We start from the raw sequence: 24,773 nt of genomic DNA on the forward strand, positions 1-24,773 counted from the left end.
AATCATCACACCAGGAGTAATGAAGATGCAGAAGCAAGCTGAGTTGTATCGTGGCAAAGCGAAGACCGTATACAGCACGGAAAACCCGGATCTGTTGGTGCTCGAGTTCCGCAATGATACGTCAGCAGGGGATGGCGCTCGCATTGAGCAGTTCGATCGTAAAGGCATGGTGAACAACAAGTTCAACCATTTCATTATGACCAAACTGGCCGAAGCGGGTATCCCGACTCAGATGGAAGCGTTGCTGTCCGATACGGAATGTCTGGTGAAAAAACTGGATATGGTTCCGGTTGAGTGCGTGATTCGTAACCGTGCAGCGGGCTCCCTGGTGAAGCGTCTGGGCATTGAAGAAGGTATCGAACTGAATCCACCGCTGTTCGACCTGTTCCTGAAAAACGACGCGATGCACGATCCGATGGTCAATGATTCCTACTGCGAAACCTTCGGCTGGGTGAATAAAGAGAACCTGGCGCGCATGAAAGAGCTGACCTACAAAGCCAACGACGTGCTGAAAAAATTGTTTGATGACGCGGGCCTGATCCTCGTCGATTTCAAGCTGGAGTTTGGTCTGTTTAAAGGCGAAGTGGTGCTGGGCGATGAGTTCTCGCCGGACGGTAGCCGCCTGTGGGATAAAGAAACGCTGGATAAAATGGACAAAGACCGTTTCCGTCAGAGCCTGGGTGGCCTGATTGAAGCGTACGAAGCGGTTGCTCACCGTTTAGGCGTTAAGCTCGACTAACTCCCTCACTTGCCAAAGGATGTTCGCATCCTTTGGCGTCTTACCTTTGTTTCCTATGGTAATCTTGCCGTTAACCGCCTACGATCATAGCTATTATTAATGGAATAGTTCGAGGTGGTTATGCGCTGGCAAGGGCGTCGTGAAAGTGACAATGTAGAAGACAGACGCAGCGATGGTGGCGGCGGTCCTTCCATGGGAGGGCCCGGTTTCCGGTTACCCAGCGGAAAGGGCGGCATCATTCTGCTGATTGTGGTGCTGGTTGCGGGATATTACGGCGTCGATCTCACTGGCCTGATGACCGGTCAGCCGCTGCAACAGCAGCAACATTCTCAGCGCTCCATCAGCCCGAATGAAGATGAAGCGGCCAAATTTACCTCCGTGATTCTCGCCACCACAGAAGATACCTGGGGTCAGCTGTTCGAGAAGATGGGGCGTACCTACCAGCAGCCGAAGCTGGTGATGTACCGGGGAGCAACCCGCACCGGTTGCGGTACCGGGCAATCGGTAATGGGGCCGTTCTACTGCCCGGCAGATGGCACCGTCTATATCGATCTCTCTTTTTACGATGACATGAAACGCAAGCTTGGCGCGGACGGTGATTTCGCCCAGGGCTACGTGATCGCGCATGAAGTTGGCCATCACGTGCAAAAACTGTTAGGGATTGAGCCAAAAGTGCGCCAGCTTCAGCAAAATGCCTCTCAGGCCGACGTGAACCTCCTCTCCGTTAAAATGGAGCTGCAGGCGGACTGCTTCGCGGGCGTCTGGGGCCACAGCATGCAGCAGCAAGGCGTTCTGGAATCCGGCGATCTGGAAGAGGCGTTAAATGCCGCTCAGGCTATCGGTGACGATCGTCTTCAGCAGCAGAGCCAGGGGCGCGTCGTGCCGGACAGCTTTACGCACGGGACCTCGCAACAGCGCTATAGCTGGTTTAAACGCGGTTTCGACAGTGGCGATCCGGCGCAGTGTAATACCTTCGGCAAAGCGATGTAATGCTGCGCTTTGAACAGCTGATAAGCGAGCTTGAGCGCACCGGCCATCGTCGGCTGGTGGTGCTCAGCGGCGATGCGCAGTGGAGCTTAGCCCAGGCAGAAGCGCTGCGAGACGCTATACCCGGAGACTGGGTTTGGCTGAACGAACACCCTTCAAAAGCCATCAGTAGCCTGCTGGGACGCGAGTTCCGGCATGCCGTTTTTGACGCGTGCTGCGGGTTCGATGTTGCCGCGTTCGCCGCGCTGAGCGGAACGCTGAGCGCCGGGAGCCTTCTGGTGCTGCGGGTTCCGCCGCTTGAGGCGTGGGCCGGGCTTCCTGACCGTGATTCCCTGCGCTGGAGCGACAGCACCGAAGCGATAGCCACTCCGCATTTTGTCCACCATTTCTGCCGGACCCTTGCCGCCGACCCCGACGCGATTGTCTGGCTTCAGGGCCGCGATTTATCCCTTCCGCCTTTACCCGATGCCCCAGACTGGCACCCAGCCAGTGGCGCGCCGCAGCGTGAGCAGGCGGCGATCCTGGAGGTACTTCAGGAAATGTCGCGGGGCATCGTGGCCGTTACCGCCGCGCGCGGGCGCGGTAAGTCGGCCCTGGCGGGAATGTTACTCCATCGTATTGCGGGCAGCGCCGTCGTCACCGCACCAACGAAAGGGGCGACAGAAAGTATCGCCCGCTTTGCCGGAGAGCGTTTTCATTTTATGGCCCCGGACGCGCTGTTAGCTTCTTCGCATCAGGCTGACTGGCTGATTGTCGATGAAGCTGCCGCGATCCCCGCCCCGCTGCTGGAAAAGCTGGTGAGCCGTTTCCCTTGCGTGCTGTTGACCACCACGGTGCAGGGATATGAAGGAACGGGCAGGGGATTCTTGCTCAAGTTCTGCGGTCGGTTTCCCGGGTTGCAGCGCTACAGCTTATCAACGCCGGTACGCTGGGCGGCAGGTTGTCCGCTTGAGCGGATCGTGGCCAGCGCGCTGCTGTTTGACGACACGCTGCTTGACCGCCGCCCGGAAGGCGAGGTGCGTATCACCTCTCTGACTCCCGCGGCATGGGAACGCCGTCCGGCGCTGGTCGCGAGCGTCTATGAGCTGCTCTGTGCGGCGCATTATCGCACCTCGCCGCTCGATTTACGCCGCATGATGGACGCGCCCGGGCAACAGTTTGCTGTTGCCGAAGCGAACCCTGTCATCGCCGGAGCGCTGTGGCTGGTGGAGGAGGGCGGGCTGTCCCCTGCACTTAGCCGCGCGGTGTGGGCGGGGTTCCGCCGTCCTCGCGGAAACCTGGTGGCGCAGTCTCTGGCGGCGCACGGCGGCTCTCCGCTGGCGGCAACGCTCAGAGGACGAAGGGTGACCCGTATTGCCGTACATCCTCACCGTCAGCGGGAAGGGATTGGCCAGGCGCTTATTCGCAGCGCCAGCGGGGAGGATTATCTGTCGGTGAGCTTTGGTTATACCGAAGAGCTTTGGCGTTTCTGGCAGCAGTGCGGCTTTGTGCTGGTGCGGATGGGAAGCCACCGTGAAGCCAGCAGCGGTTGTTACACCGCGATGGCGCTGCTGGCGCAGAGTGAGACTGGGCATCAGTTGTGTCAGCAGGCGCAGCAGCGTCTGAAGCGCGATGCGCGGGTGTTATCGGCCTGGAACGGTGAAAAGATCCCGGTGGAAGATGAGTGGGAAGCTACGCTTAATCATGACGACTGGCTGGAACTGGCGGGGTTTGCTTTTGCGCATCGCGCGTTTTCCACGTCGGTTGCCGCGTTGACACGGTTGTTGCTTGCCGTCGATATGCCGCTTCCGGCACTGCGGGGGAAGATGGAAGGGAAAACGGAAGACATCGGACAAAAAGCGCTTCTGGTAAAGTTGCGCAGTGAAACGGCGCAAGCGCTTGAAAGTCTTGACTCTCTCCGCTGCCAGCAGTTGAAAGAAGCCATTTTGCAATGGCAATTTTTTCAATGACTTCTTCAGTAAAGTGGCATGGTCATTCCCGCCGCGAGGCGTAGAATCCAGGTCATCTATTAAGGAGACCACCATGAAACACGACCATTTTGTTGTTCAAAGCCCTGACAAACCGGCTAAACAGTTACTGCTTCTGTTTCATGGTGTTGGCGATAATGCCGTCAATATGGGGCAGATCGGCAGCTGGTTTGCGCCGGTTTTTCCGCAGGCACTGATAGTCAGCATCGGTGGCGTCGAGCCGTGTGGTCCTAATGGACGGCAGTGGTTCTCTGTTCAGGGCGTGACGGAAGAGAACCGTCAGGCGCGCATTGATGCCATCATGCCCACGTTTATCGACATTGTCCGCTACTGGCAGCAGCAGAGCGGTGTGGGGGCCGACGCAACTGCCCTGATAGGCTTCTCACAGGGGTCAATCATGTCGCTGGAAAGCGTAAAAGCGCAGCCGGGTCTGGTTTCACGGGTGATCGCGTTTAACGGCCGCTTTGCGACACTACCGACCCACGCGACCACGCAGACGACCATCCACCTGATCCACGGTGGGGAAGACCGGGTGATTGAGCTCTCGCATGCGGTCGCCGCACAGGAAGCGCTGATTCGCGAAGGGGGGGATGTGACGCTGGATATCGTTGACGATCTGGGCCACGCGATTGATGACCGTAGCATGCAGTTCGCACTCGACCATCTGCGCTATACCGTACCGAAGCACTACTTTGATGAAGCGCTCAGCGGCGGTAAGCCGGATAATGATGATATCGTTGAGTTTATGTGAGGTTATCCCCTCTCCACAGGAGAGGGGATACAGACCGATTACTTCTTCTGGTCCTTCTTCGGCCAGTCGTCGTCATCGTCCCACTTGTCGTTAAAATCGCGGTGCGGGGGAAGATCCGGTTTGTTGGCGAGAAATTTTTTATGGTCAACGCGCTTAAGGTCTTTAATCACGTTCAGCAATACGCCGACCAGAAAAACCAACACCAGAACCCACCAGTACTTTGAAAGCCAGTCCATTCGCTATTCCTCTCAGAGCGTTCGTCAGGCGACGAGTTGCTCCATAATACGTTGATACATACGGGCCAGCAGTTGTAAATCTGCCGCATTAACACACTCATTGATTTTATGAATGGTCGCGTTCACTGGTCCCAGTTCGACAACCTGGGCACCCATACGGGCGATAAAGCGTCCGTCTGAGGTGCCACCCGTTGTCAGCAGCTGTGGCTTAATTTCATTATAGTGCTCGATGGCGTTGACCACCGCATCCACCAGCTTGCCGCGCTGTGTCAGGAACGGCTGGCCGGAAAGCCACCAGTCCACGGTGTAGCGCAGATTATATTTTTCCAGCAGGGCGATAACGCGCGCCTTGATCATCTCGTCGGTCAGTTCCGTGCTGAAGCGGAAGTTGAACTGGACGAAGTAATCCCCCGGGATCACGTTATTGCTGCCGGTCCCGGCTTTGACGTTCGCAATCTGCATGCTGGTCGGTGGGAAGAACTCGTTGCCTTTATCCCATTCAATTGCCACCAGCTCGCTCAGCATCGGCGCAGCGCGATGAACCGGGTTATCAGCCAGATGCGGATACGCAACGTGCCCCTGAACGCCGTGAATGGTCAGATTACAGGTCAGCGAGCCACGGCGGCCATTTTTCACCACATCACCCACCACTTCGGTACTGGACGGCTCGCCCACCAGGCAGTAGTCCAGGCGCTCGTTGCGGGCCATCAGCGCCTCAACAACCTTTACGGTGCCGTTATGGGCGCTGGCTTCTTCGTCAGAGGTGATCAGAAACGCGAGCCGGTTTTTATGGTTCGGATGTTGCGCGACAAAGCGCTCAGCCGCTACCACCATCGCCGCCAGCGAGCCTTTCATGTCTGCCGCACCGCGGCCGAACAGCATGCCATCGCGGATGGTGGGTTCAAACGGGGGATTGATCCAGCGGTCCGCATCGCCAGCAGGCACCACGTCGGTATGTCCGGCAAAGGCCAGCGTTTCGCCCTGGCCGCGCCAGGCCCAGAAATTCTGGGTGTCGCCAAAATCCATACGCTCCACGGTAAAACCGATAGCGCGCAGGCGCTCAATCATTAATGCCTGACAACCTGCGTCGTCCGGGCTAAGGGAAGGACGGCGAATAAGCTGCTGAGTCAGCTCAATGACCGGGCATGACATAAACTACACCTCAACGAATAAAGTCGGAATAAAGGGTTTCACTGAAACCCAGCAGCATAGGCTTCCCTGGCGCGCAGAGCAATGGGCGTTTGATTATTGCCGGCATGTCGAGCATCAGTTTTGCCGCGCTGTCGGCGTCATTGATGCTGGCGCGAAGAGATTCATCCAGTTTACGCCAGGTGGTGCCGCGGGTATTCAGCAAGGCTTCCCAGCCCAGCTCGTCGATAGCGGTATGCAGAAATTCTGCATCAAGCCCATCGGCACGGTAATCGTGGAAACGGTACTCTACGTTGTTCGCCTCCAGCCAGCGGCGGGCTTTTTTGATGGTGTCGCAATTTTTAATGCCGTACATCACAACCATGATGAATCCTTTTGTCGTTCTGGTGATTAAATGTTCAGTAAATTCGAAGATATATCCTTAAGTGGAATATAACACATTCAGGAATCGTCTGGATTTATGCGTCATCTTAATTCAACTAACAACTGTACGCTGAATATTCTTTCATCCTTTAAGCATAGATGTCCATAAGCTTTAAATGTCGAATAAACTCAGCGGGTAAAATAAAACTCACCCGTTAGTAGGGTTATTTCAGAATATTGCTGGCCGTCACAAAAAATTGAGGGCTCTCCGTTCATATTTATCATAAATCCCCGTATGACGTGGGGTACAATCGCAGCAATTGGTTAAATAGTCTTCACAATGATGATACGTTTTTGTAGAATGCGCATAATAATAAGAGAGGTTGTTATGATTGAACGTGAACTGGGGAACTGGAAAGATTTTATCGAAGGCATGCTTCGTAAATGACATTCAGTAAGAATTGCAAGAGCACTTAAATAAGTAAAATAACCATAGTGTGAATAAATCACACAATAAAAAGGCGGCCGAATAAGCCGCCTTTTTTTTATTTCAACCACTTACTCCGGACGTTCCTTTAGCGGGAAGCGGCGACGCACCAGCACAAAGAACAGCGGAACAAAATAGATGGCCAGGACGGTCGCCGAAATCATACCGCCCATGACCCCTGTGCCGACCGCATGCTGGCTGCTGGAGCCTGCGCCGGTGCTGGTTGCCATCGGCAGTACGCCAAAAACAAACGCCAGCGAGGTCATCAGGATCGGGCGCAGGCGCTGACGGCTGGCGTGCAGCGTGGCGGCCATCAGCTCGTGGCCTTTGGCATTCATCTCGTTGGCAAACTCAACGATCAGAATGGCGTTTTTCGCCGACAGCCCAATCACGGTGAGCAGCCCGACCTGGAAGTAGACATCGTTCTCCTGACCACGCATCCAGGTGGCGAGCAGGGCGCCAATGACACCAAGGGGCACCACCAGCATGACCGAGAACGGCACTGACCAGCTTTCATACAGTGCGGCAAGACAGAGGAAGACCACCAGCAGAGAGAGCGCGTAAAGTGCCGGTGCCTGTGCTCCGGAGAGGCGCTCCTGGTATGACATGGCCGTCCACTCCAGACCAAAACCGGCAGGCAACTGTTGCACCAGTTTTTCCATGATGTCCATGGCCGTACCGGTACTCACGCCTGGCGCGGCTTCCCCGACGATTTCAACCGCGGAATAGCCGTTATAGCGCTCCAGACGCGGCGAACCGCTCTCCCAGTGTGAAGTCGCAAAGGCAGAGAACGGCACCATTCCCCCGGCACTGTTTCTGACAAACCAGCGGTTTATATCATCCGGCAGCATACGGAATGGCGCGGCGGACTGGACATACACTTTTTTCACGCGGCCGCGATCCATAAAGTCATTCACATAGCTCGAGCCCCACGCCGTTTGCAGGGTGTCGTTGATATCGTTAATCGACACGCCCAGGGCCTGCGCCTTGCGCTGATCGATATCCACCTGAAGCTGCGGGCTGTCATCCAGACCGTTATGGCGAACGCGGGTCAGGCCCGGATCGTTGCCTGCGAGCGCCAGCAGCTTATCGCGCGCCGCCATCAGCGCCGTATGGCCCGCACCGGCGTGATCCTGGAGCTCCATATCAAACCCGGCGGAACTGCCCAGCCCGCTGATGGCCGGTGGGCTGCTGGCAAAGACACGGGCTTCTTTAATGTGCGCAAAGGCTTTTGTCGCACGCTCAATAATGGCAAATGATGTCCCCGTTTTGCTATCGCGTTCGTCCCAGTCCTTCAGGCGAACGAACATGCGGGCGACGTTTTGCCCGTTCCCGCCCGGGCCGGACCCGACGGTGGAGAAGACGGAGACCACGTTATCCTTCTCTTTGGTGAAGAAGTACTGCTCCACTTTCTGCACCACTTTCAGCGTTTGCTGCTGCGTTGCGCCACTCGGGAGCTGCACCGAGGTGGTGAACATGCCCCGGTCTTCCATCGGCAGGAATGAGGTGGGCAGGTGCAGGAACAGCCAGACCATCCCGCCCAGCAGCACAACGTAAATCATCATCCAGCGCAGGCTGCGGTGCAGCACGCGACCGACGGCAGATTCATACCGGGCGGCATTGCGGTTGAACATCCGGTTAAACCAGCCGAAGAACCCTTTCTGACCGTGATGTTCCCCTTTATGCAGCGGTTTCAGGATGGTGGCGCACAGCGCGGGGGTGAGGATCAGCGCCACCAGCACGGAGAGCACCATTGCCGAGACGATGGTAATGGAGAACTGACGGTAAATCGCCCCGGTGGTGCCGCCAAAGAAGGCCATCGGGATAAAGACCGCCGAGAGCACCATCGCAATACCGACTAGCGCCCCCTGAATTTGACCCATCGATTTGCGCGTCGCCTGGCGCGGAGAGAGTCCTTCTTCGCTCATGATGCGCTCGACGTTTTCAACCACCACGATGGCATCGTCCACCAGCAGGCCAATCGCCAGCACCATCGCGAACATCGTCAGGGTGTTAATGCTATAGCCGAACGCGTAAAGCACCGAAAAGGTCCCGAGCAGCACCACAGGAACGGCAATGGTTGGGATCAGCGTCGCGCGGAAGTTTTGCAGGAACAGGTACATGACCAGGAACACCAGCGCGATGGCTTCCAGCAGGGTTTTCACCACGTCCTCAATCGACGCTTTAACGAAGGAGGTGGTTTCATAGGCGACTTTGTACTCCAGCCCGTGCGGGAAATACTGCGACAGCTCATCCAGACGGTCTAACACCAGTTTCGCCGTGGCCATTTCGTTCGCGCCGGAGGCCAGCTTAATCCCCAGACCGGAGGCCTGATTGCCATTAAAGCGGCTCAGGTAGTCGTACTTTTCTGCGCCCATTTCCACCGTGGCGACATCGCCCAGACGCACTTCCGACCCATCCTGATTCACCCGCAGAGTGATGTTGCGGAACTGCTCCGGTGTCTGCAGCAGGGATTGCGAATTAATGGTGGCGTTCAGGGCCTGTTTATCAACGGACGGGGTTCCCCCGAGCTGCCCTACGGCAATCTGGGCGTTCTGGGCTTTGATGGCATCCGTCACGTCGGTTGCCGTCATCTGGTAGCTGTTGAGCTTGTTGGGATCGAGCCAGATGCGCATTGAATATTGTGAACCGTAAGCGTCGATATCCCCGACGCCGTTAATACGGCTGAGCGGATCCTGAATATTACTGGCGACGTAGTCCGCGATATCCTGTTTATCCATCGAGCCATCTGTCGAGACAAACGCGATGGTCAAAATATTGGTGTCGCCAGTTTTACGCACGGTCACGCCCTGGTTCTGTACCGCCTGGGGCAGTTTGCGCATGGCCGACTGCAGCTGGTTTTGTACCTGCTGCACCGCTTCATCCGGGTCAGTGCCTGCCTTGAAGCTCAGGGTCACCGTTGCCTGACCGGTGGCGCTACTTTGCGAGGACATGTACATCAGGTTATCCAGACCCGTCATGTTCTGCTCGATAACCTGCGTCACGGTATTTTCCAGCGTTTGTGCGGACGCGCCGGGATAGTTTGCGGTGACACGCACGTTAGGCGGAGCCAGATCGGGATATTGCTCAACGGGAAGTGACGTAATTGCCAGGACTCCTGTCAGACACAACAGAATGGCAATTACCCAGGCAAAAATGGGGCGATCGATAAAAAAATTCGCCATGAAAAAGTGACCTCGTTTTGCTGCTCGTCATTATTGTTTATTGCCCGCATAACTTTAGCGGTAAGGCTCAGGTCAAACGTGGAGAAAAAAAGGAGATAGTGTAAATTATCATGCGCTTTTCCCTGCGCTTCCTCCTTTACCGTTATTTACCCGCCGGTGCCTGCTGCACGGGGAACGTGACGCTGACCAGCGTGCCCCCGTTTTGTGGCTGCGAAAAGTGCAGTGCTCCCCCAAGCCGTTGCGCGCGTTCACGCATAATGTTCAGACCGTAGTGTCCCGGCGGCTCGCTGGCTTCGCCAATCCCGATGCCATTGTCACGAATGCTGACGCGGTGCGTACCGTCCACAGCCGTCACGCAGCTCACGGTGATCTCGCTGGCCTGCGCGTGCTTAATGGCGTTCAACACCGCCTCACGCACGATCTGTAACAGATGAACCTGCTTTTGCGCGTCGAGCGCCAGCGAGGAGAGGCGACAGTCGAGGTGCAGCTTCGCCTGCGTCTGGCTCTGCAGCGCGTCAAGAGACTCCTGCAACGCCGCGGGTAAATTCGCGTGGTTCAGCGTCAGGCGGAAGGTGGTGAGCAGCTCGCGCAACTGCTGCCAGGCGTTGTTCAGCTCGCGGGAGAAATCGGTAATGATGGTCTGCGCCGGGGTGTTCTCCTCCGGCACGGCGCGTTTCAGCAGCGTAAGCTGAATGCGCAGATACGACAGCACCTGCGCCAGCGAGTCATGCAGTTCGCGGGCAATGGTGGCGCGCTCTTCCATCAGCAGCAGCTGCTGGTAATGCTTCTGCGCCTGGTTAAAGTACAGTCCGCGCCCGAGCATGGTCGCCACGCTTCTCATCAGAGGGAGAGGGACGCTGTCCGTCTCGCTTTGCCAGCGCAGCTCGCCGTAGAGCGTGTCCTGCATCACTACCGGCAGGTTTTGCAGCGGGATGTCGCGTGACGCCGTCCCTTCACACAGCCGCCAGTCGTCGCTGGTGCGCAGTTCCAGATAGTTCATCTGCGTATAGTCATGGACAATCTGCAGGATATGCCGGAAACAGTGGCTGTCTATCTGGCCGGTATTCAGCGCCTGAGAGCACTTGAACAGCATGTCGAGCTGCTGGTGGGCGTCATGCAAATGCCGCGTTTTTTCCGCAACCGAGGCTTCAAGCGAGCGGTAGAGCGTCGCTAACTCGCCGGACATGTGGTTGAAGGCGCGCGAAAGCTGGCCCAGTTCATTCGGCAGGGCGGTATCCGGCGCAGGGGTGGCAAATTCTCCGCGCTCAATCCGTTCACTGGCGGCCACCAGATTGTTAAGCGGTAACACCACCTGACGACGAATGCGGCGCAGGGTAAACAGCGTCAGCAGCAGGATCCCCAGCGCGCCGGCCAGGGAGAGCAGGGTCACCGTCTGGATTTTATGCTCGGTGTAGTGCTGCAGGGCGAGCACAAAGGCATCAATGCGGCCGACAAAATCCTCAATGTGGGTCTGATACCAGGCGCTGTCGCCGCGGGCGATACGTTTATCCATCTCCTGCCAGGCCACCTGCAGCTGCTGATAGCGGGCGTTAACATTGTCCGGGACGTACCAGCGGTCCAGCTTCTGCAGTGCTGGCGCGCGCAACGTCTGTTGCCAGTGCTCGCGGTGCGCGGCAAGGGAAGGGCTGTTGCGCTGCATCTCATAGCCCAGTCGATAGCTCTGCATGCGCAGCGAACCCGCAATATTAATCGCCTCGGCATCACGCTGGCTGCTGGCCAGCGTCAGCAGTGCGACGGTACTGGTCAGCGCGGATAAGACAATGATCGAAAAGAAAGCCCAGGCAAGGCTTGCGGATACGGGTCGTTTAACGGTCACAGAACGGCTCTCTGAATAAAATTGATCTGCCACAGGTTCACTGGAAATAATTGGGTCTTCCGGGCATTTGCACATTGCCCGAACGCGCCGTGATGCGTAAATACCATACTCTTATAAAGAATAAGGATATTGAAGCAAAAACAGGTGTGGTTATGAATCGTTTTATTATGGCTAACAGCCAGCAATGCATTGGGTGTCGCGCCTGCGAAGTGGCCTGCGTCATGGCGCACAACGGTGAGCAACACGTTCTGAGCGAGCGCCATTTTCATCCCCGTATTACGGTCCTGAGGTCCGGCGGGAAGCGAAGCCCCGTTACATGTCATCATTGTGAAAATGCGCCCTGCGCACAGAGCTGCCCGAACGGCGCCATCAGCAAACGCGATGACAGCGTACAGGTGAATCAACAAAAATGCATCGGCTGCAAGGCCTGCGCGGTAGCTTGCCCGTTTGGCACGATGGAGATCATCGTCACCCCGCTCGACCACGGCGGCGTGAAGGCCTCGGCGAATAAATGCGATCTCTGCCTGACGCGTCCACAGGGCCCGGCCTGTATCGAAAACTGCCCGGCTGATGTCCTCTCCCTTGCGACACCTGCCGTGCTGGACACGCTGGTCAAATCGCGCCGCCAGCGTGCGGCCTGCCTGTCGGTCCAGCCCTGGCATGGAGAGGTCGTCAGAGACGAGCTCCCGCGCAGTAAGCTGCAGCAGATGCAGATGTCTCTGCCCCGCGGTGAGCCCGACAAACTGCCTGCCGCGGAACGCATTAGCCATTTTCACGAAATTTACCTGCCGTTTCGGGCCGAACAGGCCGCCCGCGAGGCGTCGCGCTGCCTGAAGTGCGGAGAGCACAGCATTTGCGAATGGACCTGCCCGCTGCATAACCACATCCCGCAGTGGATTGAGCGTCTGAATGCGGGGGATATTGCCGGCGCGGTCGAACTTTCTCATCAGACCAACTGCTTGCCTGAAATAACCGGCCGCGTCTGCCCGCAGGACCGGTTATGCGAAGGGGCCTGCACGCTTCGTGATGAAGCGGGGGCCGTTACCATCGGCAACATCGAGCGCTATATCGCCGACAGGGCGCTGGCGATGGGCTGGCGGCCGGATATGTCCGCCGTCACGCCGACGGGTAAACGTGTCGCGATCGTCGGCGCGGGGCCTGCCGGGCTGGCTTGCGCCGACGTGCTGGCGCGCAGCGGGGTGAGCGTGACGGTCTATGACCGGCATCCGGAAATCGGCGGTTTACTCACTTTTGGCATTCCGGCATTCAAGCTGGACAAATCGCTGCTTGCGCGGCGCAGGGAGATATTTACCGCGATGGGGATCCGCTTTGCGCTGAACTGCGAGGTGGGCAAGGACGTGCCGATGTCACAGTTAAAGGACGAGTACGACGCCCTGTTCATTGGCGTGGGTACCTATCGCTCGATGAAGGCCGGTATCCCGCACGAAGATGCGCCAGGGGTCTATGACGCGTTGCCTTTCCTGGTGGGCAACACGCGGCATGTGATGGGGCTGGACGCAACGGCCAGCGAACCATTCATCGATACCCGTGGGCTGAACGTGGTGGTGCTCGGTGGGGGCGATACCGCCATGGACTGCGTACGTACCGCGCTACGCCATGGCGCCGCGAAGGTGACCTGCGCCTATCGCCGGGATGAGGCCAACATGCCGGGGTCGAAGAAAGAGGTGAAGAACGCCAGAGAAGAGGGGGCAGCATTTGAATTTAATGTCCAGTCGGTTGAGCTGACGCAGGCTCCTGACGGGAAGGTCAACGGTATCCGGATGCTGCGTACCCGGCTCGGTGAGCCGGATGCGCAGGGTCGGCGTCGGCCCGTTCCGGTGCCCGGCAGCGAGTTTGTAATGGAGGCTGATGCGGTGATCATGGCGTTTGGTTTTAACCCGCACGCGATGCCGTGGCTGCAGGCGCAGGGTGTTGAAACGGATGAGTGGGGACGCATCGTGGCCTCGGTCGAAAGCCGCTACCGTTACCAGACGAGCAACCCACATATTTTCGCCGGCGGTGATGCGGTTCGCGGCGCGGATCTGGTGGTGACCGCGATGGCGGAAGGGCGTCATGCGGCGCAAGGGATACTCGACTGGCTTGGGGTTAGCGCTCCGAAACATCATTAAAGCGGCGGGCGACAAAGCGGGATTCACGGCGTAGTATAGGACCACTCATTATGTCGTGGAGCCCGTATGACCCTGAAAATTGACGTTATCAAAGACAAAATTCTCTCTGAAAACTACTTTGTCCTGCGTAACATCACCTACGATCTTACGCGTAATAACGGTGAAGTGATCCGCCATAAGCGCGAGGTTTACGACCGGGGTAACGGGGCGACCATTCTGCTCTATAACCGTGAAAAGCAGAGCGTGGTGCTGATCCGTCAGTTCAGGGTGGCGACGTGGGTAAACGGCAACCCTGACGGACGTCTGATTGAAACCTGCGCGGGCCTGCTTGATGACGATGAGCCGGAAGTCTGCATCCGCAAAGAGGCCGTAGAAGAAACCGGCTTTGAAGTGGGCGAGGTCAAAAAGGTCTTTGAGCTCTACATGTCCCCAGGCGGCGTCACGGAACTTATCCATTTCTTCATTGCGGAATACAGCGACGCCCAGCGTACGCACCGGGGCGGTGGCGTGGAGGATGAAGATATCGAGGTGCTGGAGTTGCCTTTCTCCCGGGCGCTGGAAATGATGCGTTCAGGCGAAATCAGGGATGGTAAAGCAGTGATATTGCTGCAGTATTTGCAGAGTACCGGCTTAATGAATACCACTTTCGAACGGATGTAGAGTGTTTTTCGGATAAATCTATCCGATAAATCCGATTGAGACGACCCGGCCGGAACACGAAGATACTGCCCAGTTACGCGTTTTCGTTCCGGGATTGTGTCATTCATGCGCTATAGCGTCTTTTTATTTTCCCTGTTTTGTCTGCTCCTCGCGCCGCAGGTGCGGGCTGCGCCTGCTCAGCAAGCTTTCTCTGACTGGCAGGTGACCTGTAATAACCAGAACTTTTGCCTGGCCCGCAACACCGGCGAACACCGGGGGCTGGTCATGACGCTCACCCGAAGCGCCGGCGCGAAAACGGATGCCACGCTGCGTATCGATCTCGGCGGGCTGGATACGCCCTCCGTCAAAGAGCCGGAGATTGCCACCCGGCTGCTGCTGGACAATGTGCCTCTGAAGCTGGACAAGCAGCGCTGGCAGCTCACGCCATGGCACCTGAAAACGGACGACGCGGCCACCATCACCGCCTTTCTGAAAAATATTCAGGAAGGGAAGGCCCTGACCCTGCGCGGCGGTAAGCAGGTGATTTCTCTGAGCGGTCTGAAAGCCGCACTGCTGTTTATTGATGCCCAGCAAAAGCGTGTCGGCAGTGAAACCGCGTGGATTAAGAAAGGTGACGATCCGCCGTTAAGCGTGCCGCCCGCACCCGCCCTGAAAAAGGTGGCGACCGTTAATCCTACTCCAACACCGCTTTCCCACGCCGAACTGAATGACCTGCTGGATTATGGCACCGGGCGGATGAACAGCAGCCAGTGCTCGCTGGATCCTAACCGCCGCGAAGTGCGCGTCACCGCGTTAACCGATGAAAAAGCGCTGTTGATCGTCAGCTGCGAGGCGGGGGCCTATAACACCGTCGATCTGGCATGGCTGGTGTCACGTAAAAAACCGTTCTCTGCCCGCAGCGTCAGGCTACGTCTGCCGTTTACGCCGTCGAGTGGCAGCAGTGAAATGGAGTTAATGAACGCCAGCTTCGATGAGAAGACGCGCGAACTGACCACGCTGGCGCTCGGGCGCGGTTTGGGAGATTGTGGCATCCAGACGCGCTGGCGTTTTGACGGCCAGCGTTTCCGCCTGGTGCGTTATGCCGAGGAGCCCAGCTGCGATAACTGGAATGGGCCAGATGCCTGGCCCACGTTGTGGATCACGCGGTAGCTTTGCCGGGTAAGCGATAGCGCCACCCGGCAATAAACAGACCGCACTACAGCACGCTCAGCGCCTTCTCTACCACGTTCTCAACGGTGAAACCAAAATACGGGAACAGCTTGTCGGCAGGGGCGGACTCACCGTAGCCGCGCATGCCCACAATCGCCCCTTTAAGGCCGACATATTTGTACCAGTAGTCGGCAATACCGGCTTCAACCGCCACGCGCGCCGCGACGTTAGAGGGCAGCACCGACTCACGGTACGCCTCATCCTGGGCGTCAAAAATATCCGTTGAGGGCAGGGATACCACGCGCACCGCGTGACCTTCGGCGGTCAGTTTTTCTGCCGCTTTCACCGTGATTTCGACTTCTGAACCAGTCGCAATCAGGATCACGTCCGGCTTGCCGCCGCTGTCTTTCAGGATGTAGCCGCCGCGGGCGATATTTTTCACCTGCTCCGGGGTGCGTTCAATCTGCGTCAGGTTCTGGCGTGACAGAATTAATGCCGTTGGGCCATTGTGGCGCTCCACCGCCAGCTTCCAGCCGACCGCTGCTTCAACCTGATCGCACGGACGCCAGGTGCTGAAGTTTGGCGTTAAGCGCAGGCTCGCCAGTTGTTCAACCGCCTGGTGCGTGGGGCCATCTTCCCCGAGACCAATGGAGTCATGGGTATAGACCATAATCTGTCGCGCCTTCATTAAGGCCGCCATGCGTGCTGCGTTACGGGCATATTCGACAAACATCAGGAAGGTGGCGGTGTAGGGCACGAAACCACCGTGATGAGCGATGCCGTTGGCAATGGCGGTCATCCCGAATTCGCGCACGCCGTAGTGGATGTAGTTCCCGGCAATGTCCTCTTTCAGCGATTTCGAGCCGGACCAGATGGTCAGGTTACTTGGGGCCAGATCCGCCGAGCCGCCAAGCAGTTCGGGCAGCAGCGGACCAATGGCATTCAGCGTGTTTTGCGAAGCCTTACGGGTGGCGATTTTCGCCGGGTTGGACTGCAGGTTTTCAATCAGCGCCTGGGTTTTATCGTCCCAGTCTTCCGGCAGGCCACCGCTCATGCGGCGAGAGAATTCGGCGGCCAGTTCCGGGTGTGCTTTTTTGTATGCGGCAAACTTCTCGTTCCAGGCCTGCTGGGCTTTTTCACCCGCTTCACGGGCGTCCCACGCCCGGTAAATCTCTTTCGGGATCTCAAACGGCGGATGTTTCCAGCCCAGTTTTTGCCGGGTCAGCGCCACTTCCTCTTCACCCAGCGCCGCGCCGTGCGCCTCTTCCTTGCCGGCCTTGTTCGGTGAACCAAAGCCGATAACCGTGCGGCAGATAATCAGCGACGGTTTGTCCTTCACGCTTTGCGCTTCCTGAATCGCTTTTTTCACCGCCTCAGGATCGTGGCCGTCGATCTCATGCACCACGTGCCAGTGGTAGGCTTCGAAGCGTTTTGCCGTGTCGTCGGTGAACCAGCCCTCGGTTTCCCCGTCGATGGAGATACCGTTGTGATCGTAGAAGCCAATCAACTTACCCAGCCCCAGGGTGCCCGCCAGGGAACAGACTTCATGGGAAATCCCCTCCATCAGACAGCCGTCACCCATAAACACGTACGTGTAGTGATCGACAATGTCGTGCCCCGGCTGGTTAAACTGCGCCGCCAGCGTGCGCTCGGCAATCGCCAGCCCGACAGCATTAGCCAGCCCCTGACCGAGCGGCCCGGTGGTCGTTTCTACCCCAGGCGTATAGCCAATTTCCGGGTGACCCGGCGTTTTTGAGTGCAGCTGGCGGAAGTTTTTCAGCTCCTCGAGCGGCAGGTCATAGCCGGAAAGATGCAGCAGGCTGTAGAGCAGCATCGAGGCGTGGCCGTTGGAGAGAATAAAACGGTCGCGGTCGTACCAGGTGGGGTCATTGGGGTTGTGTTTCAGAAAGTCGTTCCACAACACTTCGGCAATATCAGCCATGCCCATTGGCGCGCCGGGATGGCCGGAATTGGCTTTTTGCACGGCATCCATGCTGAGGGCGCGAATGGCATTGGCTAGCTCTTTACGGGACATAGTTCACTCCGTGGCAAGGTTAAAGTTTGGCGGCGAGAAGATCTTCAAGTTTGCGCTGGTCAACGGCGAACAGGCGGATACCTTCCGCCAGTTTTTCCACGGCCATGGCGTCCTGATTGTGCTCCCAGCGGAATTCGGCTTCGGTCATGGCTTTCGGTTTTGGCAGCACGGTAGAGGTGGGGATCAGCTTGCGGATAACCGTCTCTTCTTTGTCCTGTAGCTCTTTCAGCAGGTTAGGGGAGATGGTCAGACGGTCGCAGCCGGCCAGGGCGAGGATCTGCTCGGTACGGCGGAAGCTGGCCCCCATCACGATGGTTTCATAGCGGTGCTGCTTGTAATAGTCGTAGATATTACGGACCGATTTCACGCCCGGATCCTCATCCACCACGTACGGATCCATCGGCTGTTTCGCCTGGTACCAGTCGTAGATGCGGCCGACAAACGGTGAGACCAGGAACACGCCGGCTTCGGCACAGGCACGTGCCTGAGCAAAGGAGAACAGCAGCGTCAGGTTGCAGTGGATCCCCTCTTTTTCCAGCACCTCTGCCGCGCGGATGCCTTCCCAGGTCGACGCCAGTTTGATCAGAATGCGTGATTTATCGATCCCCTGTTCCTGGTAGAGTTCGACCAGGCGGCGGGCCTTATTGATGCTCTTTTCTTTATCGAACGAGAGGCGGGCGTCCACTTCGGTGGAGACGCGTCCCGGGATGCTTTTCAGAATTTCCGCACCGAAATTAACCGCCAGCTTGTCGCTGGCTTCGGCAACCTGCTGTTCCTGTGTTTTCCCGCGCTGTTTACCGTAGGCAATGGCGTCATCAATCAGATGACTAAAATGGGCAAGCCCGGCAGCCTTGAGCAGAAGCGAAGGGTTGGTGGTCGCATCTTCCGGCTGATAGTGGCGAATCGACTCGATATCGCCGCTGTCTGCAACCACGGTAGTGAATTGTTTGATGCCGTCTAGCTGGTTCATAAATGATTACTCCTTGGAAATAAAAGAGTTAGATGAGTGCGTTAGTTCACACTTCTGAGAAAATCATGATGGACTTAACAAAAAAGCATAGCAGACGGGGGAGGCATTGCTTTTGAGACGGGTAACATGGCTGTTATAAATTGATAACAATTTTTAATGTGTGATGGTGAGAGTTTGGCAGCCTTCAAAGTTTATGTGCTGTCCTGAGGCGATACTATCTGACCGATACGTAAAAGGAATAACAAGATGGACGATCAGTTAAAACAGAGTGCCCTCGATTTTCACGAGTTCCCTGTCCCGGGCAAAATCCAGGTCTCCCCAACCAAGCCGCTGGCAACCCAGCGCGATCTGGCGCTGGCCTATTCGCCAGGCGTTGCGGCACCGTGTCTGGAAATCGAAAAAGACCCGCTGGCGGCCTACAAATACACCGCGCGCGGCAACCTTGTGGCCGTTATCTCTAACGGTACGGCGGTACTCGGTCTCGGTAACATCGGTGCCCTGGCGGGTAAACCGGTGATGGAAGGGAAAGGCGTGCTGTTCAAGAAATTCGCCGGTATCGACGTGTTTGATATCGAGGTGGACGAGCTTGATCCTGACAAATTCATTAACGTGGTGGCCGCGCTGGAGCCGACCTTCGGCGGGATTAACCTGGAAGACATCAAAGCGCCGGAATGTTTCTATATCGAGCAGAAACTGCGCGAGCGTATGAACATTCCCGTGTTCCATGATGACCAGCACGGCACCGCGATTATCAGCACCGCCGCGATTCTGAACGGTCTGCGCGTGGTGGAAAAAAATCTCTCTGACGTGCGCATGGTGGTTTCTGGCGCAGGTGCGGCGGCCATCGCCTGTATGAACCTGCTGGTGGCGCTGGGTATGCAGAAGCACAACATCGTGGTCTGTGATTCTAAAGGCGTGATCTATAAAGACCGCGAGCCCAACATGGCGGAAACCAAAGCGGCGTATGCAGTCGAAGACGACGGCAAGCGCACGCTCGAGGACGTCATTGACGGCGCGGATATCTTCCTCGGCTGCTCGGGCCCGAAAGTGCTGACCCAGGAGATGGTGAAGAAGATGGCGCGCGCGCCAATGATCCTGGCCCTGGCGAACCCGGAGCCGGAAATTCTGCCGCCGCTGGCGAAAGCGGTGCGTGAAGATGCCATTATCTGTACCGGCCGTTCCGACTACCCGAACCAGGTCAACAACGTGCTCTGCTTCCCGTTCATCTTCCGCGGCGCACTGGACGTTGGCGCAACGGCGATCAACGAAGAGATGAAGCTTGCCGCCGTGCACGCCATTGCGGAACTGGCCCACGCCGAGCAGAGCGAAGTGGTGGCCTCCGCCTACGGCGATCAGGATCTGAGCTTTGGCCCGGACTACATCATTCCTAAACCGTTTGACCCGCGCCTGATTGTCAAAATTGCGCCAGCGGTGGCCAAAGCGGCGATGGATTCCGGCGTGGCGACGCGTCCGATTCAGGATTTTGACGCTTACGTCGATAAGCTCACCGAGTTTGTCTATAAAACCAACCTGTTCATGAAGCCGATCTTCTCGCAGGCGCGTGCTGACGCGAAGCGCGTGGTGCTGGCGGAAGGGGAAGAGGCGCGCGTGCTGCACGCTACCCAGGAGCTGATCACCTTAGGTCTGGCGAAGCCGATCCTGATTGGTCGTCCGAGCGTGATTGAGATGCGCATTCAGAAGCTGGGTCTGCAGATTAAGCCGGGCGTCGACTTCGAAATCGTCAACAACGAATCCGATCCGCGCTTTAAAGAGTACTGGAGCGAATACTACGCGATCATGAAGCGTCGGGGGATCACCCAGGAGCAGGCGCAGAAAGCCGTCATCAGCAACACGACAGTGATCGGCGCGATCATGGTCCATCGCGGTGAAGCGGACGCATTGATCTGCGGCACCATCGGCGATTATCACGAGCACTTTAGCGTGGTGCAGGAGATCTTCGGCTATCGTGACGGGGTTCATACCGCCGGAGCGATGAATGCCCTGCTGCTGCCGAGCGGCAACACCTTTATCGCTGACACCTACGTTAACGACGATCCGAGCCCGGACGAGCTGGCGGAAATCACCGTGATGGCCGCAGAGACCGTGCGCCGCTTTGGTATCGAGCCGAAGGTGGCGCTGCTGTCGCACTCTAATTTTGGTTCGTCTAAATCTGCGGCGGCCTGCAAAATGCGTGAGACGCTGGCGCTGGTGCGCGAGCGCGCGCCGGAGCTGATGATTGACGGGGAAATGCACGGTGATGCGGCACTGGTGGAAAGCATCCGTAACGAACGTATGCCGGACAGCCCGCTGAAAGGATCGGCGAATATCCTGATTATGCCGAACGTGGAAGCGGCGCGTATCAGCTACAACCTGCTGCGCGTCTCCAGCTCTGAAGGGGTGACCGTAGGGCCGGTGCTGATGGGCGTGGCGAAACCGGTGCATGTGTTAACGCCAATTGCCTCTGTGCGCCGTATCGTGAATATGGTGGCCCTGGCGGTGGTTGAGGCGCAGACCCAGCCGCTGTAAGCGCGTGGTGTCGGGTGGCGCGTTCGCTTACCCGACCTACGGGTTGACCAGGCCGGATAAGCGCAGCGCCATCCGGCAGTTAAACCCAGTCGCGTACTTTCAGGAACTCGCGCAAGGCAGCCTCCGGGCTGCCTTCTTTTGGCTCGTAGCAGTATTCCCAGCGCACCAGCGGCGGCATCGACATCAAAATCGATTCCGTGCGCCCGCCGGTCTGCAGGCCAAACAGCGTTCCGCGATCCCACACCAGATTAAACTCCACGTAGCGCCCGCGACGATAAAGCTGGAATTCGCGCTCGCGCACGCCGTAGTTAGTGTCTTTACGGCGTTCGACGATGGGCAGATAAGCGTCGGTATACCCTTCGCCCACCGCGCGCATAAAGCGGAACGCGGTATCAAAATCAGGCGTGTTCAGATCGTCAAAGAACAGCCCGCCAATGCCGCGCTGCTCGTCGCGATGCTTCAGGTAGAAGTAGTCGTCGCACCATTTTTTAAACTTCGGGTAGATGTCTTCGCCAAACGGCAGGCAGAGGTTCCGCGCGGTGGTGTGCCAGTGCACGGCATCCTCTTCGAAACCGTAGTAAGGCGTAAGGTCGAAACCGCCGCCAAACCACCAGACCGGATCGGCCCCCGGTTTTTCCGCAATGAAAAAGCGGACGTTGGCGTGGCTGGTCGGCACAAACGGGTTGTGTGGATGCACCACCAGCGAGACGCCCATCGCTTCAAAACTGCGGCCCGCAAGTTCAGGACGGTGCGCGGTTGCAGACGCGGGCATGGCGTCTCCGTGGACGTGGGAGAAATTCACGCCCGCCTGTTCAAAGATACCGCCATTGCGCAGCACCCGGCTGCGCCCGCCGCCGCCGGCTTCACGCTGCCAGTTATCTTCCTGGAATTCACCGCCGTCCGCGGCAGCCAGTTTGCGGCAAATCTCATCCTGCAGCTGCAGCAGGAAGGTTTTAACCAGTTGAGCATTAGGTTTCATCAACGTTTCCTGGAGTGCGCTTTTTGGTTATCGAACCAGTTGAAGTAACTGATAATGCCAGAGGCGATGGCGTTGGCGATCTTCTGGCGAAACGCCGTGGTGCCGAGAAGACGCTCTTCATCCGGGTTGGTGATAAACGAGGTTTCCACCAGCACGGAGGGAATAGACGGTGATTTCAGCACCACAAATGCCGCCTGTTCGGTGCTTTTACTGTGCAGACGATGCACCGGCTTAATTTTCTTCAGGATGTGCGAGCCGAGCGTCAGGCTGTTTTTGATGGTATCCGTCTGCACGAGGTCGAACAGCACCTGCTGTAACAGGTGATCTTTGTCGGTGGCTTTTTTCCCGGCGACTTCATCCGCCCGGTTTTCACGGTCGGAGAGGTATTTCGCCATGGCGCTACTGGCGCCACGGTTGGACAGCGCAAACACCGAGGCGCCCGCCGCTGAAGGGTTGGTAAAGCCGTCGGCGTGAATCGACATAAACAGATCCGCGCCGTGCTGGTGGGCGATCTCCACCCGGTCATACAGCGGAATAAAGGTGTCGCCAGAGCGCGTCAGACGGGCGTCAATGCCGTTGCTGCGTAAAATTGCGCGCACATTTTTTGCAATCGCCAGCACGACGTGTTTTTCTTTCGAACCGTTTTTGCCGATGGCGCCGGTATCAATTCCACCGTGGCCCGGGTCAAGCATCACCAGACGCTTCGCACCGGGTTTTTTGGTTTTGGGTTTGCTGTGTCCGTTACTGGTTTTGAGCGTGCTCTCGTCTTTTGCCTGAGCCTGCTTTGCGATGCCCGTTAACGTTAAGGCCGCCAGCCCCGCTTTGAGAACCTGACGACGCGATGTGAGTGCTTTTAATGGTTTGAATGTGCTCATGCGGCCTGAATACTAAAAAATGGGGTCCTGGTGTTATATCGTATCGCGTTTAGCGTTACGACAGTCCTTATTGAGAATTGTTTTACTTTTCATTTCAATACGTGACAAAGTGACATTATGCCAAATTTTGGCGAGATTTTCCCCGGTTATTGGCTAAAGGCACGGTTCACGCCATAATCACTGTTTTTAAACCCGAAAAGGCGGTTAATACCATGGAGATACGCGTTTTTCGCCAGGAAGATTTCGAAGAGGTGATCACCCTTTGGGAGCGCTGCGATCTGCTGCGTCCGTGGAACGATCCGGAAATGGACATTGAGCGGAAGGTGAATCACGACGTCAGTCTGTTTCTGGTTGCTGAAGTCAACGGCGAAGTCGTAGGCACGGTGATGGGCGGTTATGACGGTCATCGCGGCTCGGCCTATTATCTGGGCGTTCACCCGGAATACCGGGGGCGCGGTATTGCCAACGCGCTGCTCAATCGTCTCGAGAAGAAGCTGATCGCCCGCGGCTGTCCGAAAATCCAGATCATGGTACGGGAAGATAACGACGTGGTGCTGGGCATGTACGAGCGTCTGGGCTATGAACATTCTGACGTGCTGAGTTTAGGTAAGCGTCTGATCGAAGATGAAGAGTACTGAGATCCATCCGGCAGATTATGACGAGCAGGGTCGCGTCAGGTTGCCCTTTTTATTCTGGTGCGTTCTGCTGCTTCAGGCCCGTACCTGGGTTCTGTTTGTGATGGCCGCCGCGTCGCGCGGGCAGGGCGATACGCTGCTGCATCTCTTCTATCCCGATCACGATGCGTTCTGGCTCGGCTTATTGCCGGGCGTACCGGCGGTGGTGGCTTTTTTGTGCAGCGGCCGACGCCAGGCGATCCCACGCTTGTGGCGGGCGCTGCGCTGGCTGCTGATCCTCGCTCAGATTGCGCTGCTCTTCTGGCAGCCGGTACTCTGGTGGTACGGTGAGCCGCTTACGGGCATTGGTATTGCGCTGGTGGTGGCGGATGTTGTGGCGCTGCTGTGGCTGCTGACCAATCCGCGTCTTCGCGCCTGTTTCGCCCTTCAGGATGATTAATACGGCACTTTTTGCAGAAGTCGCACTCCAACAAGCGTTGATTTAACACGTAAGGACGTTTCAATGAAATCGCTGCGTTTACTTTTATGCGCTCTCCCGCTGGCCCTGACGGGCTGTTCTACGCTCTCCTCCATTAACTGGTCCGCTGCGTATCCGTGGAACTGGTTTGGATCATCAACGGAAGTGACTGAGCAGGGCGTGGGGAACATTACCGCCGCGACGGCGCTGGATCAGGATGCTATTCAGGACGCCCTGAGCAGTGATTATCGCCTGCGCAGCGGCATGAAAACCGAGAATGGTAACATTGTTCGCTATTACGAAGCGCTGAAGGGCGACACGCTGGCGCTGGTGATCAACGGTGACAAAGGCACGGTAAACCGCGTTACGGTGCTGGATGAGGCCATTCCGACCGCCAGCGGCGTGAAGATAGGAACGCCGTTTAGCGATCTCTATAAACAGGCCTTTGGCAACTGTGCCAGCGCCCCTTCTGACGATGGTGTGGCGGTGGCCTGTAAGGCGCAAGGCAGCCAGCACATCAGCTATGTCTTTACCGGCACCTGGAGCGGTCCGGAAGGATTGATGCCGTCGGACGACACGCTGAAGAACTGGAAAGTGAGCAAAATTATCTGGCAGCAGTAATTTGCGCCGGAACAAACCGCCTCGCTGAAATCCGGG

The 24,773-nt window shown here is 57.3% G+C and carries 21 protein-coding genes; 12 read left to right on the forward strand and 9 right to left on the reverse strand.

Going from position 1 to position 24,773, the window contains the following annotated elements:
• Positions 1 to 25: 25 nt before the first annotated feature.
• From purC to ypfH, 4 genes are all read left to right on the forward strand, one after another.
• Positions 26 to 739, forward strand: coding sequence for a phosphoribosylaminoimidazolesuccinocarboxamide synthase (purC, locus tag LDK53_RS07670; RefSeq protein WP_008501631.1), 714 nt, complete (start codon positions 26 to 28; stop codon positions 737 to 739).
• 120 nt (positions 740 to 859) lie between these two features.
• Positions 860 to 1,729 (forward strand): neutral zinc metallopeptidase, encoded by an 870-nt coding sequence (locus tag LDK53_RS07675; RefSeq protein WP_225285287.1) that lies wholly within the window; start codon positions 860 to 862, stop codon positions 1,727 to 1,729.
• On the forward strand, positions 1,729 to 3,675 hold the full coding sequence (locus LDK53_RS07680) for a tRNA(Met) cytidine acetyltransferase TmcA (protein ID WP_225285288.1): 1,947 nt from the start codon (positions 1,729 to 1,731) through the stop codon (positions 3,673 to 3,675). The genes LDK53_RS07675 and LDK53_RS07680 overlap by 1 nt, the downstream gene beginning before the upstream one ends.
• Before the next feature lie 73 nt (positions 3,676 to 3,748).
• Positions 3,749 to 4,444 carry an esterase gene (ypfH, locus tag LDK53_RS07685; RefSeq protein ID WP_059385472.1) on the forward strand — a complete coding sequence of 232 codons (696 nt, stop codon included), beginning with the start codon at positions 3,749 to 3,751 and terminating at the stop codon, positions 4,442 to 4,444.
• Between the two features lie 38 nt (positions 4,445 to 4,482).
• Here the strand turns inward: ypfH and LDK53_RS07690 are convergent, their stop codons facing one another.
• Genes LDK53_RS07690 through LDK53_RS07700 form a run of 3 tightly spaced genes read right to left on the reverse strand, consistent with a single transcriptional unit; the run spans position 4,483 to position 6,193 of the window.
• Positions 4,483 to 4,680 carry a YpfN family protein gene (locus LDK53_RS07690; RefSeq protein WP_008501627.1) on the reverse strand — a complete coding sequence of 66 codons (198 nt, stop codon included), beginning with the start codon at positions 4,678 to 4,680 and terminating at the stop codon, positions 4,483 to 4,485.
• A 24-nt stretch (positions 4,681 to 4,704) separates the two neighbouring features.
• Positions 4,705 to 5,832, reverse strand: coding sequence for a succinyl-diaminopimelate desuccinylase (dapE, locus tag LDK53_RS07695; RefSeq protein ID WP_025758963.1), 1,128 nt, complete (start codon positions 5,830 to 5,832; stop codon positions 4,705 to 4,707).
• Between the two features lie 10 nt (positions 5,833 to 5,842).
• Complete coding sequence (locus LDK53_RS07700; protein ID WP_045284553.1) at positions 5,843 to 6,193, reverse strand: ArsC family reductase; 351 nt, start codon at positions 6,191 to 6,193, stop codon at positions 5,843 to 5,845.
• 387 nt (positions 6,194 to 6,580) lie between these two features.
• Here LDK53_RS07700 and ypfM point away from each other — a divergent pair, with 387 nt between their 5' ends.
• Entirely contained in the window at positions 6,581 to 6,640 is a 60-nt protein-coding gene (ypfM, locus tag LDK53_RS07705) for a protein YpfM (RefSeq protein WP_015572204.1), read from the forward strand.
• A gap of 110 nt (positions 6,641 to 6,750) precedes the next feature.
• Here ypfM and acrD read toward each other — a convergent pair whose 3' ends face one another.
• A complete protein-coding gene (acrD, locus tag LDK53_RS07710) occupies positions 6,751 to 9,864 on the reverse strand; it encodes a multidrug efflux RND transporter permease AcrD (RefSeq protein WP_225285289.1) in 3,114 nt (1,037 codons plus the stop codon).
• Between the two features lie 142 nt (positions 9,865 to 10,006).
• On the reverse strand, positions 10,007 to 11,701 hold the full coding sequence (narQ, locus tag LDK53_RS07715; protein ID WP_225285290.1) for a nitrate/nitrite two-component system sensor histidine kinase NarQ: 1,695 nt from the start codon (positions 11,699 to 11,701) through the stop codon (positions 10,007 to 10,009).
• 152 nt (positions 11,702 to 11,853) lie between these two features.
• Between narQ and aegA the strand changes: the two genes are divergently transcribed.
• The 3 genes from aegA to LDK53_RS07730 all read left to right on the forward strand — a co-directional run bounded on the left by aegA (position 11,854) and on the right by LDK53_RS07730 (position 15,639).
• The gene (gene aegA, locus LDK53_RS07720) at positions 11,854 to 13,830 is read left to right on the forward strand and encodes a formate-dependent uric acid utilization protein AegA (protein WP_263643449.1); all 1,977 of its coding nucleotides are present in this window, start codon (positions 11,854 to 11,856) and stop codon (positions 13,828 to 13,830) included.
• A gap of 66 nt (positions 13,831 to 13,896) precedes the next feature.
• Positions 13,897 to 14,490, forward strand: a complete 594-nt coding sequence (nudK, locus tag LDK53_RS07725; RefSeq protein WP_025758800.1) for a GDP-mannose pyrophosphatase NudK — start codon at positions 13,897 to 13,899, stop codon at positions 14,488 to 14,490.
• 105 nt (positions 14,491 to 14,595) lie between these two features.
• Positions 14,596 to 15,639: a DUF1176 domain-containing protein gene (locus LDK53_RS07730; protein WP_095452161.1), complete on the forward strand. Its 1,044-nt coding sequence runs from the start codon at positions 14,596 to 14,598 to the stop codon at positions 15,637 to 15,639.
• A gap of 46 nt (positions 15,640 to 15,685) precedes the next feature.
• Here LDK53_RS07730 and tkt read toward each other — a convergent pair whose 3' ends face one another.
• Positions 15,686 to 17,674 (reverse strand): transketolase, encoded by a 1,989-nt coding sequence (tkt, locus tag LDK53_RS07735; RefSeq protein ID WP_095449848.1) that lies wholly within the window; start codon positions 17,672 to 17,674, stop codon positions 15,686 to 15,688.
• A gap of 19 nt (positions 17,675 to 17,693) precedes the next feature.
• Complete coding sequence (gene tal, locus LDK53_RS07740) at positions 17,694 to 18,644, reverse strand: transaldolase (RefSeq protein ID WP_025758795.1); 951 nt, start codon at positions 18,642 to 18,644, stop codon at positions 17,694 to 17,696.
• 246 nt (positions 18,645 to 18,890) lie between these two features.
• On the opposite strand from tal, the gene maeB reads away from it, so the two are divergent.
• The gene (maeB, locus tag LDK53_RS07745) at positions 18,891 to 21,170 is read left to right on the forward strand and encodes an NADP-dependent oxaloacetate-decarboxylating malate dehydrogenase (protein WP_225285291.1); all 2,280 of its coding nucleotides are present in this window, start codon (positions 18,891 to 18,893) and stop codon (positions 21,168 to 21,170) included.
• A gap of 79 nt (positions 21,171 to 21,249) precedes the next feature.
• Here maeB and hemF read toward each other — a convergent pair whose 3' ends face one another.
• Positions 21,250 to 22,149, reverse strand: a complete 900-nt coding sequence (hemF, locus tag LDK53_RS07750; RefSeq protein ID WP_095449846.1) for an oxygen-dependent coproporphyrinogen oxidase — start codon at positions 22,147 to 22,149, stop codon at positions 21,250 to 21,252.
• Positions 22,149 to 23,024 carry an N-acetylmuramoyl-L-alanine amidase AmiA gene (gene amiA / locus LDK53_RS07755; protein WP_045286561.1) on the reverse strand — a complete coding sequence of 292 codons (876 nt, stop codon included), beginning with the start codon at positions 23,022 to 23,024 and terminating at the stop codon, positions 22,149 to 22,151. Before amiA ends, hemF begins: the two co-directional genes overlap by 1 nt.
• Before the next feature lie 212 nt (positions 23,025 to 23,236).
• Between amiA and LDK53_RS07760 the strand changes: the two genes are divergently transcribed.
• The 3 genes from LDK53_RS07760 to LDK53_RS07770 all read left to right on the forward strand — a co-directional run bounded on the left by LDK53_RS07760 (position 23,237) and on the right by LDK53_RS07770 (position 24,737).
• Positions 23,237 to 23,662 (forward strand): GNAT family acetyltransferase, encoded by a 426-nt coding sequence (locus LDK53_RS07760; RefSeq protein ID WP_023308738.1) that lies wholly within the window; start codon positions 23,237 to 23,239, stop codon positions 23,660 to 23,662.
• Positions 23,649 to 24,098 (forward strand): DUF2919 domain-containing protein, encoded by a 450-nt coding sequence (locus LDK53_RS07765; protein ID WP_225285292.1) that lies wholly within the window; start codon positions 23,649 to 23,651, stop codon positions 24,096 to 24,098. The genes LDK53_RS07760 and LDK53_RS07765 overlap by 14 nt, the downstream gene beginning before the upstream one ends.
• Before the next feature lie 63 nt (positions 24,099 to 24,161).
• Positions 24,162 to 24,737 carry an RpoE-regulated lipoprotein gene (locus tag LDK53_RS07770; RefSeq protein ID WP_047959186.1) on the forward strand — a complete coding sequence of 192 codons (576 nt, stop codon included), beginning with the start codon at positions 24,162 to 24,164 and terminating at the stop codon, positions 24,735 to 24,737.
• Positions 24,738 to 24,773 lie beyond the last annotated feature (36 nt).

Source organism: Enterobacter sp. K16B (genome assembly GCF_020216105.1).
In the GTDB taxonomy this organism is placed as follows: Bacteria; Pseudomonadota; Gammaproteobacteria; order Enterobacterales; family Enterobacteriaceae; genus Enterobacter; species Enterobacter sichuanensis.